Below are 16754 nucleotides of genomic sequence, written 5' to 3'. Positions count from 1 at the left end.
GATGGCACAGATTCTTAAGGTAGCCATGCCGAAAGGCCGGATTTACAATAAAGCGGCAGAGCTGTTCCGCCAGGCGGGACTGCCGATTCCTCCGGACGGAGAAGAGTCGCGCAAGCTGGTGATTTCATTGCCGGAGGCCGGAATGGAGTTCATTCTGGCCAAGCCGGTGGATGTGCCCACTTATGTAGAGTATGGAGTGGCGGATATCGGTATTGTCGGCAAGGATGTGCTGCTGGAGGAGAGCCGCGATGTGTACGAGCTGCTGGATCTCGGGATCGCCCGCTGCCGGATGTCGATTATCGGGCTTCCGAACTGGCAGCCGGGCATTCAGCAGCGGGTAGCTACCAAGTACCCGAACGTGGCTTCGCGGTATTTCCGTGAGCAAGGCCAGCAGGTGGAGGTTGTGAAGCTGAACGGCTCCATCGAGCTGGCACCGCTGATCGGGCTGGCTGACCGGATTGTGGATATGGTAGAGACCGGCCAGACGCTGAAGGATAACGGTCTGGTGGAGATGACGAGCATCTTCGAGATCACCAGCCGCCTGGTGGCGAACCGGGTAAGCTACCGGATGAAGAATGAGGAGATTCAACAGCTGTGCGACCGGCTGCAGGCTGTTATTGCAGAACCGGGGTTGCAGGTAAAATAATATAAGCAAAACTATAAGCTCAAGGGGGAAGCGGCGGTGAAGATCCAGTCCAGTAAGGAATTTAAACTGCAGCGTGAGGTGGAATACGGCACGCCGGAGCAGAACAAGGCCGTACGTGAAATCGTGGCCGATATCAAGCGGGAAGGCGACGCGGCGTTGCTCCGTTATACGGAGCGCTTCGACGGCGCTGTACTGACGCCAGCGCAGCTGCGCGTAACGCCGGAGGAGCTTGAGGCCGCCTACGGCCGGGTAGAGGAGTCCTTCGTGACGGCGATTCGCGCAGCAGCCGTGAATATCCGTGCGTTCCATGCGCGGCAGAAACGCAATTCCTGGATGGATCTGCAGCCGGACGGCACGATCCTCGGCCAGATCATCCGCCCGCTGAAGCGCGTGGGCGTCTATGTTCCCGGCGGCAAGGCGGCCTATCCGTCCTCGGTGCTGATGAACGTGATTCCGGCACAGATCGCCGGGGTGCCGGAGATCGTGATGGTGACGCCGCCTTCGACGGGCGGCTCTGAAGGTATTGATCCTTATATTCTCGTGGCCGCCGCTGAAGCGGGCGTACACGAGATCTACCGCGTAGGCGGCGCGCAGGCCATCGCCGCCCTCGCCTTCGGCACGGAATCGATCGTGCCGGTCGACAAGATCTGCGGGCCAGGGAACATCTACGTGGCCCTGGCCAAGCGCGAGGTCTACGGCGCTGTCGACATCGACAGCATCGCCGGACCGAGCGAGATCGTCGTGCTCGCCGACGATACCGCTGAGGCCGCCTACATCGCGGCCGACCTGCTCTCGCAGGCCGAGCACGACGAGATGGCGTCGGCGATCCTCGTGACGCCGTCGCAGCGTCTCGCGGAGGCGGTGGCTGCCGAGGTTGAGCGGCAGCTGAAGGCATTGCCGCGCGAGCAAATCGCGCGGGCCTCGGTCGAGAACTACGGCGCGATTATCGTCGTAGACTCGCTTGAGGAGGGCATCTCCGTAGTGAACCGGCTGGCGCCGGAGCATCTGGAGATTGTTGTGAACGACCCGATGGGGCTGACCGGCGCAATTGAGAACGCCGGAGCGATCTTCCTCGGGCCGTACAGCTCGGAGCCGGTCGGCGACTACTTCGCCGGACCGAACCATATTATACCGACGAATGGCACAGCGCGGTTCTCCTCGCCTGTAGATGTGGACGACTTCATCAAGAAGTCCAGCCTGATCTATTACAGCAAGGAAGCGCTGCTGCGCGACGGGGCGGCGATTATGGAGCTTGCCCGGCGTGAAGGGCTGGAAGGCCATGCACGCGCCATCGAAATCCGGCTTACGAACGAAGCGAAAGGTGGAGACACAAATGGAGAACAATAACAACGAACTGGCGCTGCGTAAGGCCGGACTTAGCCGTACAACCAATGAAACGGACATCAAGCTAACCTTTGCCGTGGACGGCAGCGGGGTCTCCGAACTGGAGACCGATGTGCCGTTCCTGAATCATATGCTGGATCTGTTCACGAAGCATGGACAGTTTGACCTCTCTGTACAGGCACGGGGAGATATCGAGATCGATGATCACCATACGGTGGAGGATATCGGTATCTGTCTCGGACAGGCTCTGCGTGAAGCACTTGGCGATAAAAAAGGCATCAAGCGGTACGCCAGTGTCTTCGTCCCTATGGATGAGGCGCTTGCCCAGGTAGTGATCGATATCAGTAACCGGCCGCATTTCGAATACCGGGCAGCGTATCCTTCCCAGCAGGTAGGCAGCTTCTCTACAGAGCTGGTACATGAATTCCTGTGGAAGTTCGCACTGGAGGCGAGAATTACGCTGCATGTCATCGTTCATTACGGCTCCAATACCCATCACATGATTGAAGCGATATTCAAGGCGCTGGGACGGGCACTGGATGAGGCGACCCTGGTAGATCCCCGGGTGAAGGGCGTGCCTTCAACGAAGGGAGTGCTGTAGGATGGCCGTTGCAATCGTCGATTACGGCATGGGCAACCTGCACAGTGTCAGCAAGGCCGTAGAGCGGCTGGGGTATACGAGTCTTGTAACCTCGGATGCCGCCGAGATCCTGGCGGCAGACAGTGTCATTCTGCCGGGAGTCGGTGCCTTTGGCGATGCGATGGAGCACTTACGGGAGAGCGGAATGGATGATGTCGTCCGGGCCGCAGCGTCAGCGGGCCAGCCGGTGCTGGGCATCTGCCTCGGAATGCAGCTGCTGCTGCGCAGCAGCGAGGAGCATGGCGAGCATAAGGGGCTGGGGCTTCTGCCCGGCGCAGTGGTGCGCTTCGCCCCCCGGGACGGCTACAAGGTGCCGCATATGGGCTGGAACAGGCTGAGCTTCCGCCAGCCGGAGAGTCCGCTGCTGGCCGGCCTGACGGAGGGGCATGTGTACTTCGTGCACTCCTATCATGCACTCGCGGCGGACAGCGATCTGCTGGCCGTCACAGACTATGGACATCCGGTAACGGCTATTGTGGGCCGCGGCAATGTCTACGGTATGCAGTTCCACCCGGAGAAGAGCGGGGAGCTTGGCGTCAAGCTGCTGGGTAATTTCCTGAGGCTCCAGGCACAGCAGGCTTAGCCTGCCTGAATCACTAATTTGCAATGAAAGCGGGGAGTATTCATGTCTTCTTTTATCCTATATCCGGCGATTGATATCCGGGACGGCAAGTGTGTCCGGCTGCAGCAGGGTGATTATGCCCAAGAGACGATCTATAACGACAGTCCGGTAGAGGTAGCTAAGTCATGGGAAGAGCAGGGCGGGCAGTATATCCATCTGGTGGATCTGGACGGAGCCAAAGCAGGCTGCCCCGTGAATGATGCCATCATTGGAACTATTGCTAAGCATGCGAATGTTCCTGTACAGGTCGGCGGAGGTCTCCGTACTCTTGCCGATGTCGAGAAGCTGCTGGGCCTTGGCGTTAGCCGGGTGATTATCGGAACGGCAGCCATTAATGATCAGGCTTTTACAGAAGCGGTTCTTGCCAAATACGGTGACAAAGTTGCCATCGGCATCGATGCCCGCAACGGCTATGTGGCTACGCACGGCTGGCTTAATACATCTGAGGTCCGCGCGGAAGATCTGGCCAGAGAGCTGGCCGCCAAAGGTGCCGAGACCTTCATCTATACCGATATCTCCCGTGACGGGATGATGCAGGGGCCGAACGTGGAAGGCATTCTCTCTATGGCTAAAGCAAGCGGCCGCAGCGTAATCGCTTCCGGCGGCGTGACCAGCCTTAATGATCTGCAGCGCCTGAACGTACATAGCGGCAGCGGAATCGGCGGGGCGATTGTGGGCAAGGCGCTGTATACCGGCAATATTAATCTGGGTGAAGCGCTGCAGACCCTGGGCCAATCCTCCGGATTGCGGTAAGTCTATACTAAGGAGGGGTCTTGGCATGTTGGCGAAACGGATTATTCCCTGTCTGGATGTGAAGGACGGGCGTGTGGTAAAAGGCGTGAATTTTGTGAATCTGCGCGATGCCGGAGATCCGGTGGAGCTTGCGGCGCTGTACGACCGCGAGGGAGCGGATGAGCTGGTATTCCTCGATATTTCCGCTTCTGTGGAAGGCAGGGCGACCATGATTGAAGTGGTGCGGCAGACGGCGGGTGAGATTGCTATTCCCTTCACGGTGGGCGGGGGCATCTCGACCCCTGATGATATGAAGCGGATTCTGCGTGCCGGAGCGGACAAGATCGGGATTAACACGGCCGCTGTAAATAACCCCAGGCTGATTCTGGAAGGAGCCCGTCACTTCGGCTCCCAGTGCATTGTAGTGGCGATGGATGCCAAATATAATGAGGCTTGGGGCGAATGGGAAGTGTATACGCACGGCGGACGTACGCCCACCGGTATCCGGGCCTTGAACTGGGCCAAGGAAGCGGAGCGGCTGGGGGCCGGCGAGATTCTGCTTACAAGTATGGACGCGGACGGGACCAAGGACGGCTTCGACCTGAAGCTGACGGCGGCAGTAAGTGACCTGCTGAGTATACCTGTGATTGCTTCCGGCGGGGCCGGGAGAATTGAGCATTTCTATGATGTATTTACGGAAGGCCGGGCAGATGCCGGACTTGCGGCAACCATTTTTCACTATAAAGAGATTGCTATTCATGATCTGAAGGCTGATCTGAAGCAAAGAGGAGTAGAGATCCGATGAGCGAGGACAAGAAGGATATCGCACTAAGCCAGCAGGAGGCAGTGTCCGGCATCCGCTGGAATGAATCCGGCCTGCTGCCTGCAGTCATTCAGGATGCGCGCACCCTGGAGGTATTAATGTTCGCCTATATGAATCCTGAGTCGCTGCAGCGCTCACTTGCGAGCGGCCAGACCTGGTTCTGGAGCCGTTCACGCAGCGAGCTGTGGCATAAGGGGGGGACGTCCGGCAATACGCAGGCGATCACCTCGATCCATTACGACTGTGACAGCGATACGCTGCTGGTGAAGGTAGTGCCGGAGGGTCCGGCCTGCCATACCGGGGAGAACAGCTGCTTCTTCCGCGAGATTCCGCTCGATTCACCGGCAACCGTAACTGACACTGCCGGGACTGCCGTGAACGCTGCTGAAGCAGAGAGCGGCCGGTTTGCGGTACTCGGGGAGCTGGAGCGTGTGATTGCCGAGCGTGAGGTGAACCGTCCTGAGGGGGCGTATACGACCTATCTGTTCGACAAGGGCGTGGACAAGATCCTGAAGAAGGTCGGTGAGGAAGCCTCCGAGACGATCATTGCCGCCAAAAACAAAGATAATGCCGAGCTGCGCCTGGAGGTCAGCGATCTGATCTATCACCTACTGGTGCTGCTGCAGGAGCGCAAGCTTCCGCTGGATGAGATTCTGGAAGAGCTGAGCGCCCGCCATGAACGCCCGCGGCGGGATTAGGAGGAACTTTCTGCATGCACATCGATTATCATACCCATCATGAACGCTGTGGACATGCGGTCGGAAAGCTGGAGGAGTATGTGCAGCGGGGCATCGCTCTGGGACTTGAGCAGCTTGGGCTGTCGGATCATCTGCCGCTGATCCATGTCGACCCGGACCACTACTATCCCGAGATGGCTATGCCTCTTGCGGAGCTTCCGCGATATGTGGAGGAATGCCTTACGCTGAAGGAGCGCTACCGGGGCACGATTGAGCTGCGGGTCGGGCTGGAGGCGGATTATATTGAGGGATATGAGGAGCAGATCCGCGAGCTTTTGGCACCCTATCCGTGGGATTATCTAATTGGCTCGGTGCATTTCCTGGGAGAATGGGATATTACCGACCACCGGCAGACCCATGGCTGGGAAGGCCAGGATGTCATGGCGGTATACCGCCGCTATTATGATGCTGTACAGAAGTCGGCGTTAACAGGATTATATGATATTATAGGACATATGGACGTCATCAAAAGGTTCGGTTACGGACCCCGGACGCCGGAGGACCTGGCGGAGGCTAAGAAGCTTGAGCTGGATACGCTGAAGGTCATTGCCCGCAGCGGCATCGCGATGGAGCTGAACGCTTCCGGGCTGTTCAAGCCGTGCGCCGAGATGTTCCCGGCAGAGCATGTGCTTGTTCAGGCGCTTGAGCTGGGCATTCCGCTCACGGTTGGCTCTGATGCGCATGATCCCATGAAGCTGGGAGACGGCTTAACAGAGGCCCGGGACATGCTCTGGCGCACCGGCTTCCGCGAACTGGCCGTCTTTGAAGGACGCCGCCGTACATCTGTTTCGTTCAACGTATAAATTTATAATCCCAGGAGGGTACTATGCATCATCAATTACGGATTTTTTCCGGTTCGTCGAATCCGAAGCTTGCCGCTGATATTGCGGAGCGCCTTGGTGCGCCGCTTGGCCAGATTAAGCTGACCCGTTTCAAAAGCGGCGAGATTTATGTGCATTATGAAGAGAGCATCCGGAACTGCGACGTATTTTTGGTGCAATCCCTGGCTCATCCGATTAACGAGCTGTTTGTAGAGCTGCTGGTCATGATTGATGCCGCCAAGCGCGCATCGGCCAGAACGGTGAACATTATCGTTCCCTATTACGGGTACGCCCGGCAGGAGCGTAAGTCCGCACCACGTGAGCCGATCTCGGCCAAAATGGTCGCCGATGTGCTGACCACCGCCGGTGCAACGCGCGTAATTACGATTGATCTGCATGCCGCAGCCATACAGGGATTCTTCAATATTCCGGTCGATCATCTGACGGCGCTTGATCTGATTAGCGGTTATCTGAAGGTGAAGGGGCTTACCGATCTGGTCGTGGTCTCCCCGGATGCGGGACGAGCGTCCATGGCGGAGAAGCTGGCCAGCCGGCTGGATTCGCCGTTCGCCATCATGATTAAGAAGCGTCCGGCGCATAATGAATCGGTGATTACGCATGTCATTGGTGATGTGGAAGGCAGGACGCCAATCATTATAGAGGATCTTATAGATACCGGAACCACGATCGTCAATGTGGTGGAGGGCCTGAAGGAGCGGGGCGCCCGGAACAGTATCGTCTGTGCTACGCACGGACTGTTCTCCGGGGATGCGCTTGAGCGGATGGATCATCCCAATATCGACGAGATTGTCATTACCGATTCGATTGCCCTGCCGGACGAGCATTCCAGCAGATTCGCAGTGCTCTCGGTAGCTCCCATGCTGGCTGAGGCCACGCGTATTATCATCGAGGGCGGTTCCATAGATAAGCTGTTCAGAGACGCGGGGATTTAACTCCCGCGTCTTTTTTTGAGCTTTTCCCTCCCGTTAGCTCTCTCTCTGAGACTTGAGAATCTCGTTGCCACATGTGGTATACTGTGTGAAGAAGACAGCCGAGACCATAAATGGAAACGAACAGGTAAGGCTAGGGAAGCTGAAACAAGGGAGGTGCCTTGCTTCCATGATAGAGAGAACTTCAGAGAATACCGCGGAGCACAGTAATGTCATTCCGGTCACTCTGGATGCCAATTTTTTCTTTGAAAGAGCCGTTCGGTCGCTGGACCGCTTTCAATATGATAAGGCATTAAGAAATTTTCGCAAAGCTGTTGAATATGAGCCGGATAATCCGGTGAATCATTGCAATATGGCGGGTATATTATCTGAGATGGGCAATTATACCGCATCTAACGAGATTCTTATCCATGTTCTGGAGAAAATCGACCCCGCTATGACAGAATGCCATTTCTACATGGCTAATAACTTCGCCAATATGGAAAGCTTTGAAGAGGCGGAGCGCTCGCTGGTCACTTACTTGGAAGAGGATGCTAACGGCGAGTTCATGACCGAATCCGAAGAGCTGATGGAGCTGCTGCAATATGAGCTGAACCGGCCTGCTCCGCTGGTGCGTATCCGCAGCCGTGAGGGAGTCGTAGAGCATGACCGGGCGCGGAGTCTGCTGGAGGAGGGGAAGTTCCCTCAGGCTGTAGAGCTGCTGGAGGAGATCACTGCGGGTACCCCGGATTTTTTGGCTGCGCATAATAATCTGGCACTAGCTCATTTCTATATGGGCCGGTTCGCCAAGGCGAAGGAATGTCTGAATGAGGTGCTGAAGCAAGACCCCGGCAATCTGCACGCTCTGTGCAATATGGCCATCTTCCTGCAGTATGCAGGAGATAAGGAACAGCTTGAAACGCTGCTCGGTATGCTTGAAGCAACGGTGCCGTTCCATCAGGAGCATGTATTCAAAATGGCTACAACCATGGGTATCCTGGGCCGGCACGCTGCCGCTTACAGCCATTTCCGCCGTCTGCTGAAGGACGAGGAGGTCGCCGGAGACGCCGGGCTGTATCATTACTGTGCCGCGGCGGCAAGCAATAGCGGAAAACATGATGAGGCGCTGCGCTGCTGGAGACAGGCAGCCAAGCTGGACCCTGCTTCCGCTGTCCCGGCGTTCTTCCTGTCCCAGCTCCAGCAGGCCCGGGCAGAAGGACACCCTATGCCTGCTGTCAGCTATAACTATCAGCTGCCCTTCCAGGAGCAGCTGAAGCAGTGGAAGGGCAATACAGGCAGATTCACTGAAGAAGTGCGGAATAATCCGCTGCTGCGCGCCTCGTTCTTCTGGGCGCTGCGCTACGGCGATTCCGCTACGAAGCTTCAGGTGACCGAGGCTCTCCGCTGGATTGAGGACGAGGAGATGTCCGAGGTACTGCGCGGAGTTCTGGAGCAGGAGCCGCTGCAGGAGGACCGCCTGCAGGAGGCGGCATTGTTCAGCCTTCAGCGGCTGATCGGGGAGAACCTGAATGAAGCCGGCGGCTCGCCCGGCGAAGAGCAGGAGCCTGCGGCTGCTCCCGGACCCAAGGGGATGCTGCCCGGAACCGGCGGCTTATCGCCGTCCACTACCCGTATTTGAAGCAATTGCTGTTGTAAGAACACCTACTTGTAAGGAGGCCAATGTAATGTACAAAACGATTGTAATCGGAACAGGCCCGGCCGGGCTGACAGCCGCGATTTATCTGGCGCGTGCGAACCTGAGCCCGCTGGTCATTGAAGGCTTGCAGCCGGGGGGACAACTGACAACGACGACAGAAGTGGAGAACTTTCCAGGCTTCCCTGAAGGGATTCTGGGTCCGGACCTGATGGACAATATGCGCAAGCAGGCGGAACGCTTCGGCGCTGAATTCAAGAATGGCTGGGTGGAGTCGGTGGACTTCTCACAGCGTCCGTTCAAGGTAACAGTGGACGGAATGGGTGTATTGGAAGCGGAGTCGGTTATTATTTCAACCGGGGCCTCTGCAAGATATCTGGGCATTCCGGGCGAGCAGGAGAATGTGGGACGCGGGGTCAGCACCTGTGCGACCTGTGACGGCTTCTTTTTCCGTAATAAAAAGATTGTCGTCGTCGGCGGCGGAGACTCCGCCATGGAGGAAGCCAGCTTCCTGACCCGCTTTGCATCCAGCGTAACGCTGGTTCACCGCCGTCCCGAGCTGCGGGCCTCGAAGATCATGCAGGACCGGGCGCGTGACAACAGCAAGGTAACCTGGGCCTTGAACCGCACACCGGTTGAAGTAACGGTAGGAGAGACCGGAGTGAAGGGCCTTACGGTGCTTAACAATGAGACAGGTCTGACAGAATTGGTGGAGGCAGACGGCGTGTTCGTAGCGATTGGACACACACCGAACACAGCCTTCTTGGGCGGGCAGATCAATACGGATGAGAATGGCTATATTGTGGTCAACCCGGGTACCACCGAGACCAACATCCCGGGTGTATTCGCCTGTGGCGATGTACAGGATACCCGTTACCGTCAAGCGATATCGGCAGCGGGAACCGGTTGTATGGCCGCTATGGATGCCGAGAAGTTCCTGGAAGGCACGATGGTGCACGACTGGAGCGAATCGCTAGACAAATAACGGGTTTACAAGAATTACCCATACAGGTAAAATGTATTTAATTAGATAAGATACCCACTAGGGGAGCCTGAATAGGCTGAGACGGGAAAATTGAATTTCCGGACCCTTGAACCTGATCTGGATCATACCAGCGTAGGAAAGTGGAGTCGGACCTTTTTTGAATACAGTCTTATTTGGCTGTTCCTTTAATAAAGCCGCTCCAGGTGGAGCGGCTTTTTGACTTGCAGGAATCTATAGATTCTTCAGCTCAATCTGCTGCGTGACCTCTTATCTGATGAGTGTACAGAGCGAAGAGGAGGAGATTGAAATGAAAGGAATGGGTAAAAACGAAGAGGTGGATCTTTCGGGATTCCCCGCAAGCCGTAAAGTGTATGTGGAGGGCTCACGCCCGGATATCCGGGTTCCGATGCGGGAGATCAGCCTCAGCAGAACCGAAGGCGTTGCCGGGGAAGAGGAAAATGCTCCGCTGCGTGTCTATGACACAAGCGGTATGTACACGGATGCCGCGGAGGAGATGGACATTCGGAGGGGGCTGCCGCCGCACCGTTCAAGCTGGATCGCGGAGCGTGGCGATTCGGAGGAGTACACCGGAAGAGCCGTCCGGCCGGAGGATAACGGAATCCGCAGAGAAGGGGCTGCCGCAGAAGCTTATCCAGGACTGTGCAGGAATCCGAGGCGGGCCTATGCAGGCGGCAATGTGACCCAGTTGCATTATGCAAGGCAAGGGATCATCACACCGGAAATGGAGTATATTGCGATCCGGGAGAATATCCGGCCGGAGTTCGTTAGGGATGAGGTGGCTGCGGGCCGTGCTATTATTCCGGCCAATATCAATCACCCGGAGAGTGAGCCGATGATTATCGGCCGTAACTTCCTGGTGAAGATCAATGCCAACATCGGAAATTCGGCGGTCACTTCTTCTATTGAAGAGGAGGTGGAGAAGATGCGGTGGGCGACCCGCTGGGGGGCTGATACCATCATGGATCTCTCCACCGGCTCTAAGATCCATACCACCCGGGAGTGGATTATCCGCAATTCTCCTGTGCCGGTCGGGACAGTGCCCATATACCAGGCGCTGGAGAAGGTGAACGGTATAGCTGAGGATTTAACCTGGGAGCTCTATCGCGACACGCTGATTGAGCAGGCGGAGCAGGGGGTGGATTACTTCACCATTCATGCCGGGGTGCTGCGGCGCTATATTCCGCTCACTGCCCGGAGAATGACAGGCATTGTATCCCGGGGCGGATCGATTATGGCTGCCTGGTGCCTGGCCCATCAGCAGGAGAACTTCCTGTACACACACTTCGAAGACATCTGTGAGATTATGAAGACGTATGATGTGGCCTTCTCGCTGGGGGATGGCCTGCGTCCCGGCTCTATCGCTGATGCCAATGACGAAGCTCAGTTCGCCGAGCTGGAGACGCTGGGAGAGCTGACGGCGCTTGCCTGGAAGCACGATGTTCAGGTTATGGTAGAAGGTCCGGGCCATGTGCCAATGCACAAGATCAAGGAGAATATGGACAAGCAGCTTGAGATTTGCCACGAAGCCCCTTTCTACACCCTCGGTCCGCTAACTACGGATATTGCACCCGGCTATGATCACATCACGTCGGCCATCGGGGCAGCGATAATCGGGGGGCTTGGAACGGCAATGCTGTGTTACGTTACACCTAAGGAGCATTTAGGCCTGCCTGACAAGAATGATGTGCGCGAAGGAGTCATTACCTACAAAATTGCTGCACATGCCGCAGACCTCGCCAAGGGACATCCGGGTGCGCAGGACCGGGACAACGCGCTGTCCAAGGCGCGGTTCGAGTTCCGCTGGCGCGACCAGTTTCATCTCTCCCTGGACCCGGAAAGGGCGCAGGCGTATCATGATGAGACCCTGCCTGCGGAGGGGGCAAAGCAGGCGCATTTCTGCTCGATGTGCGGCCCTAAATTCTGCAGCATGCGGATTTCGCATGATATCCGGAATTCCCATAGATGGAGCCAATCACTGTAACTTAGCTGCATGACCTAATCTATATGTAGGTACGTTGTTCATGGCCGAGAGGCCGTGATTACAGCGTAAACGTATTATTCTGAGGCTATCCCCACAAGCTGAATGGCTGGCGGGGATAGTCTTTTTGTAGTTAGTGATTACAATCACAATTCACCTCTGTACCCTATGCTAAGCTGGTGTTGAGAAGAATTCTCATTAGTGAGGTGTGCAAAAGGATGAGCAAAGCGTTGAAGCTGGATGAATCGGTCTTTGAGCTGGTAACCAGGCACCCGGAAATTGTTGAGATCATGGTGGAACTGGGTTTTCGTGATATTGCGAAGCCTGGAATGCTGCAGACTGCAGGACGATTTATGACCCTCTCCAAAGGAATGAAATTAAAGAAAATAGAGCTGGAAACCGTTCGGCTGGCCTTTCAGCAGCATGGTTTCGAGATTATAGAATAGAAGGAGAGATTGTGATGAGCGAACTGATTAATAACCGCGAGGTCGATATTCCGGAACAGACACGCCGCCAGGCTATGCTGAGAGAGATCATCAAGGAGCTGCATGCGGGCAAAAGCGTGGAGGAGGTTAAGGCGCGTTTTGAAGAAGCGGTAGGCGATGTTACGGTGGAGGAAATCTCCGCCATGGAGCACTCTCTGATGACCGAGGAAGGCATTCCGGTAGAGGAAGTACAGCGCCTCTGCTCCGTGCATACGGCAATCTTCAAGGGCTCGATTGAACAGATCCACCGTTCTTCTAAGCCTGAGGAGCAGCCCGGTCATCCCGTGCATACGTTCAAGCTGGAGAACCGGGAGATCGAACGTCTGGTCAACTTCCGGCTGGAGCTGCATGCGGATAAGTTCAAGAAGAACGCCAGCGATGAGATTATCTATAAGCTGCTGGAGGACCTGAGTCTGCTGCTGGATCTCGACAAGCACTACAGCCGCAAGGAGAATCTGCTTTTCCCTTACCTGGAGAAGTACGGCATATACGGTCCTACGAAGGTAATGTGGGGAGTGGATGACGGAATCCGCAATATGATCAAGGAAGCCAAGAAGGCGCTTAGCGCCTATAACGGAGACAGCGGGCAGATTACAGCCGCACTGGAGGAGATCATTAAGGAAGTCAATGAGATGATCTTCAAGGAAGAGAATATTCTGCTCCCGATGGCGCTTGATAAGCTGACTGAGGATGAGTGGGTCAAAATCGCCCGCGAAAGCGATGAAATCGGCTTCTGCCTGACTGCGCCCGACCAGGAATGGATACCGGAACGTGCAGCGGAGCCTGAGGGTGCTGATGTTCCGGCGGAAGAAGGGGAAGGCCTGTCCCCGCAGGGCTTCATCCGGTTCGAGACCGGGCTGCTGTCGCTACACCAGCTCGAGACGCTGATGAATCATCTGCCGGTGGATCTGACCTTTATCGACGAGAACGATGTCGTCCGCTACTTCTCGCATGGCAAGGAACGGATCTTCGCCCGGACGAAGGCCGTTATCGGCCGCACCGTACAGAACTGCCATCCGCCGCAAAGTGTGCATGTTGTTGAGAAGCTGCTGGCTGATTTCAAAGCCGGAGTGAAGGATGCCGAAGATTTCTGGATTAACATCAAGGATAAATTCATCTATATCCGTTATTTCGCCGTGCGGGATGCAGGAGGCCGTTATATGGGGACGCTGGAATTCACCCAGAATATCGCACCGATCCGTGCCCTTGAGGGCCAGAAGCGGATTTTGTCCGAATAGCATTAAGGTATCTGGCACCCTACAATAGAAGAGAATGAACGGACTTTCTTGCCTGCCTGGTGAGAAAGTCTTTTTGTTAACAAATAAGAACTGAAGTCCATTGCCCCGGGTGTATCGCCTTTCCTTGACCGCAGGGGAGGGTTCTATTATAGTGGGTACGTAGGATTAACTATTTTAGCATAGAAAAAGGTGGCTTGTAACATGTCTGAACATATCTACGTTGGCGTGGATTTAGGTGGTACCACGATTAAGGTTGGAATCTGTAATGCCGAGGGAAGCCTGCTGCACACTTACGAAGGTCCGACAGGGACTGCGGATGGCGTCGATGCTGTCATCGATAATATCGAGAAGTATGTACGCCAGATTGTGGAGGACTCTCCGTACTCCTGGGACCAGCTGGCTGGTGTCGGTGCGGGACTGGCCGGATTTACGAATATTCGTGAAGGTATCATCATCCTTGCGCCCAACATAGGATTTAGAGATGTGCCGATCCGCTCCATTCTGGAGGGTCGCCTGAACAAGCCAGTCAAAATAGACAATGATGCCAACGTGGCTGCACTGGGCGAAGCCTGGAGCGGTGCAGGGCGCGGCATAGAGAACTGTGTCTGCTATACGCTCGGTACGGGTGTCGGCGGCGGTATTATCATTAATGGTAAGGTGTATCAGGGATTTGCCGGTCTGGCCGGCGAGCTTGGACATATCTCCGTGGTGCCCGATCTGGAAGCGATCCAGTGCGGCTGCGGGAACATGGGCTGTTTGGAAACCGTTTCCTCAGCGACAGGCATTATCCGTATGGCGAACGATGCTGTAGCACGCGGGGACCGGACCTCCTTGTCCACCGTTGAAAAAATCGCTGCGAAGGAAGTATTCGATGCCGCCAAGGCAGGCGATGAAGCTGCGCTGCGGATTGTGAACCGGGCGGCCTTCTACCTGGGCAAATCAATGGCCTCCGTTGCAGCGGTCCTGAACCCTGAAGTATTCATCGTCGGCGGCGGAGTCTCCAAGGCAGGCGATATTCTGTTCGATGAAGTCCGCCGGGTATTCGCCAAGCTGGCGCCTGCCCCTCTGCAGACCGGTGTTACGATTGTACCTGCAGCGCTTGGCAATGACGCCGGTATTATTGGTGCGGCAGGCCTGCTGCTGCGTTCTTAAAAGACCGGAATTATTCATATACTAATCATAGGGAGGGATGCTGTAATGACCGACCTCGAGCAAACCCTGCCCGCCCATGCCACCCTGATTATCATTACAGGCATGTCGGGTGCGGGCAAGACGATTGCCGTGCAGAGCCTGGAGGATCTGGGGTTCTTCTGCGTGGATAATCTTCCGCCTGTACTAATCCCGAAATTCGCTGAGCTGATTGAGCAGTCCAAGGGTAAAATCGCCAAGGTGGCGCTGGTCATCGACCTTCGGGGGCGGGAATTCTTCACCGCCCTGTCGGAGTCTCTGGCCTACATCAAGGACGAGTCAACGATCGGGTGTGAGATCCTTTTCCTGGACGCCACAGATTCAGTGCTTGTACAGCGTTACAAGGAGAGCCGCAGGCATCATCCGCTTGCTCCGAAGGGCATGCCGCTGGACGGCATCCGCATGGAGCGCCAGATGCTGGAGGAGCTGAAGAATTCAGCTACCCTGTGTCTGGATACCAGCAGCATGAAGCCGGTTCAGCTCAAAGAAAAAATAGTGTCACGCTTCTCCCACCTCGGGAAAAGCACCCTCTCGGTTAACATTACTTCGTTTGGATTCAAGTATGGGATTCCGATTGATGCTGACCTGGTGTTCGACGTCCGCTTCCTGCCTAATCCGCACTATGTGGATCAGCTGCGGCCCAAGACAGGCCAAGACAACGAGGTGTACGACTACGTAATGAAATGGCCTGAAACGCAAGAATTCCTGACCAAGCTGCTGGATATGCTTCAATTCCTTATTCCGCAATACCGCAAGGAAGGCAAATCCCAGATTATTATCGGCATCGGCTGTACGGGCGGCAAACACCGTTCGGTAGCCATCGCCGAATACCTGGGCAAAATGCTGGGGGTTAGCGAGACGGAAGCGGTGGCAGTCAGCCATCGGGACTCCGAACGCGACCGGCATTGATGAGAGAAGGGATGAATAGTGGCTGAAGAACAAGGACAGCGTCCAAAGATCGTCGTGATGGGTGGCGGGACCGGACTCTCGGTGATGCTCCGGGGGCTGAAGGAGAAGCCGCTGGATATCACGGCGATCGTAACTGTCGCAGATGACGGGGGAAGCTCCGGGATTCTGCGCAGTGAGCTGCAGATGCCGCCGCCCGGGGATATCCGCAACGTACTTACGGCTATGGCTGACGTTGAGCCTCTGATGGCACAGATTATGAAGTACCGCTTCAGCAGCGGAGAAGGCTTAGCCGGGCATAGCCTGGGCAATCTGATTCTGGCTGCACTGACTGACATCTCCGGGGACTTCGTTACAGCAGTCCGGGAGCTTAGCCGGCTGTTCGCCGTTCGCGGCCGGGTGCTGCCTGCGGCCGGAGAGGCGGTAATCCTGCACGCCGAGATGGCGGATGGAACGCTGATTACCGGTGAATCCAAAATCCCGGAGGCGGGAGGCGTCATCAAGCGCGTATTTCTGGAGCCGGTGGATGTGGAGCCGCTGCCGGAGGCGCTGGAGGCTATCCGCAACGCAGATGCTATTCTGCTCGGTCCGGGCAGTCTGTATACCAGTATTCTGCCGAATCTGCTGGTGCCGAAGCTGGCAGAAGCCGTGGTAGCTTCCGAGGCCATTAAGATTTTTGTATGCAATGTAATGACCCAGCCGGGTGAGACGGATAATTACACGGTTAATGACCATCTACAGGCCGTATATGACCATATCGGGCTGCATCTGTTCGATTATGTGATCGTCAATGACGGGGAGATCCCGGAGCAGGTGCAGATCAAATACGCCGAGAAGGGTGCCCGTCCGGTACAGCTTGACCGTGAGGCCGTGGACGGCAACGGGTATAAGGTGATTGCTGACAAGCTGGTATTATTTAAAACCTATTTGCGGCATGATACAGATAAGCTCAGTCACCATATTTTCCAGCTGGTGAAGGATTGGATTGACAGAAAGAGTTAAATG

General features: G+C 56.0%; 17 protein-coding genes and 1 riboswitch. All 17 genes read left to right on the top strand.

The annotated features are described in order from the left end of the window. Nucleotide 1: 1 nt before the first annotated feature. The 17 genes from hisG (at nt 2) to MKY64_RS26565 (ending at nt 16751) form a co-directional block, all read left to right on the top strand. On the top strand, nt 2–646 hold the full coding sequence (gene hisG / locus MKY64_RS26645; protein ID WP_036726240.1) for an ATP phosphoribosyltransferase: 645 nt from the start codon (nt 2–4) through the stop codon (nt 644–646). Between the two features lie 36 nt (nt 647–682). After that, nucleotides 683–1993, top strand: coding sequence for a histidinol dehydrogenase (hisD, locus tag MKY64_RS26640; RefSeq protein WP_340956862.1), 1311 nt, complete (start codon nt 683–685; stop codon nt 1991–1993). Beyond that, a complete protein-coding gene (hisB, locus tag MKY64_RS26635) occupies nt 1980–2591 on the top strand; it encodes an imidazoleglycerol-phosphate dehydratase HisB (RefSeq protein WP_340956860.1) in 612 nt (203 codons plus the stop codon). The genes hisD and hisB overlap by 14 nt, the downstream gene beginning before the upstream one ends. A gap of 1 nt (nt 2592) precedes the next feature. After that, on the top strand, nt 2593–3213 hold the full coding sequence (gene hisH / locus MKY64_RS26630; RefSeq protein ID WP_340956858.1) for an imidazole glycerol phosphate synthase subunit HisH: 621 nt from the start codon (nt 2593–2595) through the stop codon (nt 3211–3213). Between the two features lie 42 nt (nt 3214–3255). Further along, on the top strand, nt 3256–4005 hold the full coding sequence (gene hisA, locus MKY64_RS26625; RefSeq protein ID WP_339252779.1) for a 1-(5-phosphoribosyl)-5-[(5-phosphoribosylamino)methylideneamino]imidazole-4-carboxamide isomerase: 750 nt from the start codon (nt 3256–3258) through the stop codon (nt 4003–4005). A 25-nt stretch (nt 4006–4030) separates the two neighbouring features. After that, nucleotides 4031–4789 carry an imidazole glycerol phosphate synthase subunit HisF gene (gene hisF, locus MKY64_RS26620; RefSeq protein ID WP_340956855.1) on the top strand — a complete coding sequence of 253 codons (759 nt, stop codon included), beginning with the start codon at nt 4031–4033 and terminating at the stop codon, nt 4787–4789. Next, entirely contained in the window at nt 4786–5505 is a 720-nt protein-coding gene (hisIE, locus tag MKY64_RS26615) for a bifunctional phosphoribosyl-AMP cyclohydrolase/phosphoribosyl-ATP diphosphatase HisIE (RefSeq protein ID WP_340956854.1), read from the top strand. The genes hisF and hisIE overlap by 4 nt, the downstream gene beginning before the upstream one ends. 14 nt (nt 5506–5519) lie before the next feature. Continuing rightward, nucleotides 5520–6347: a histidinol-phosphatase HisJ gene (gene hisJ / locus MKY64_RS26610; RefSeq protein WP_340956853.1), complete on the top strand. Its 828-nt coding sequence runs from the start codon at nt 5520–5522 to the stop codon at nt 6345–6347. A gap of 23 nt (nt 6348–6370) precedes the next feature. Continuing rightward, a complete protein-coding gene (locus tag MKY64_RS26605) occupies nt 6371–7318 on the top strand; it encodes a ribose-phosphate diphosphokinase (protein ID WP_036726251.1) in 948 nt (315 codons plus the stop codon). Nucleotides 7319–7484: 166 nt separating this feature from the next. After that, nucleotides 7485–8933: a tetratricopeptide repeat protein gene (locus MKY64_RS26600; protein WP_339252785.1), complete on the top strand. Its 1449-nt coding sequence runs from the start codon at nt 7485–7487 to the stop codon at nt 8931–8933. Nucleotides 8934–8979: 46 nt separating this feature from the next. Then, entirely contained in the window at nt 8980–9933 is a 954-nt protein-coding gene (gene trxB / locus MKY64_RS26595) for a thioredoxin-disulfide reductase (protein WP_036726252.1), read from the top strand. Between the two features lie 49 nt (nt 9934–9982). Further along, a riboswitch (TPP riboswitch) is annotated at nt 9983–10089 on the top strand. 151 nt (nt 10090–10240) lie between these two features. Then, nucleotides 10241–11935, top strand: a complete 1695-nt coding sequence (gene thiC, locus MKY64_RS26590) for a phosphomethylpyrimidine synthase ThiC (RefSeq protein WP_445323304.1) — start codon at nt 10241–10243, stop codon at nt 11933–11935. Nucleotides 11936–12150: 215 nt separating this feature from the next. Then, on the top strand, nt 12151–12378 hold the full coding sequence (locus tag MKY64_RS26585) for a DUF1858 domain-containing protein (protein ID WP_036690062.1): 228 nt from the start codon (nt 12151–12153) through the stop codon (nt 12376–12378). A 14-nt stretch (nt 12379–12392) separates the two neighbouring features. Further along, the gene (locus tag MKY64_RS26580; protein ID WP_340956850.1) at nt 12393–13655 is read left to right on the top strand and encodes a DUF438 domain-containing protein; all 1263 of its coding nucleotides are present in this window, start codon (nt 12393–12395) and stop codon (nt 13653–13655) included. A 201-nt stretch (nt 13656–13856) separates the two neighbouring features. After that, the gene (locus MKY64_RS26575; RefSeq protein ID WP_036690067.1) at nt 13857–14807 is read left to right on the top strand and encodes an ROK family glucokinase; all 951 of its coding nucleotides are present in this window, start codon (nt 13857–13859) and stop codon (nt 14805–14807) included. Nucleotides 14808–14852: 45 nt separating this feature from the next. Beyond that, on the top strand, nt 14853–15752 hold the full coding sequence (rapZ, locus tag MKY64_RS26570; RefSeq protein ID WP_036690069.1) for an RNase adapter RapZ: 900 nt from the start codon (nt 14853–14855) through the stop codon (nt 15750–15752). 57 nt (nt 15753–15809) lie between these two features. Next, nucleotides 15810–16751 (top strand): gluconeogenesis factor YvcK family protein, encoded by a 942-nt coding sequence (locus MKY64_RS26565; protein WP_200869550.1) that lies wholly within the window; start codon nt 15810–15812, stop codon nt 16749–16751. Nucleotides 16752–16754: the final 3 nt, after the last annotated feature.

Origin of the sequence: Paenibacillus sp. FSL R7-0210 (assembly GCF_038009085.1) — a bacterium.
Taxonomy (GTDB): domain Bacteria; phylum Bacillota; class Bacilli; order Paenibacillales; family Paenibacillaceae; genus Paenibacillus_AQ; species Paenibacillus_AQ silagei.
The sequence above is the reverse complement of the archived record's forward strand: the minus strand, read 5'-3'. Positions and strand labels throughout refer to the sequence as shown.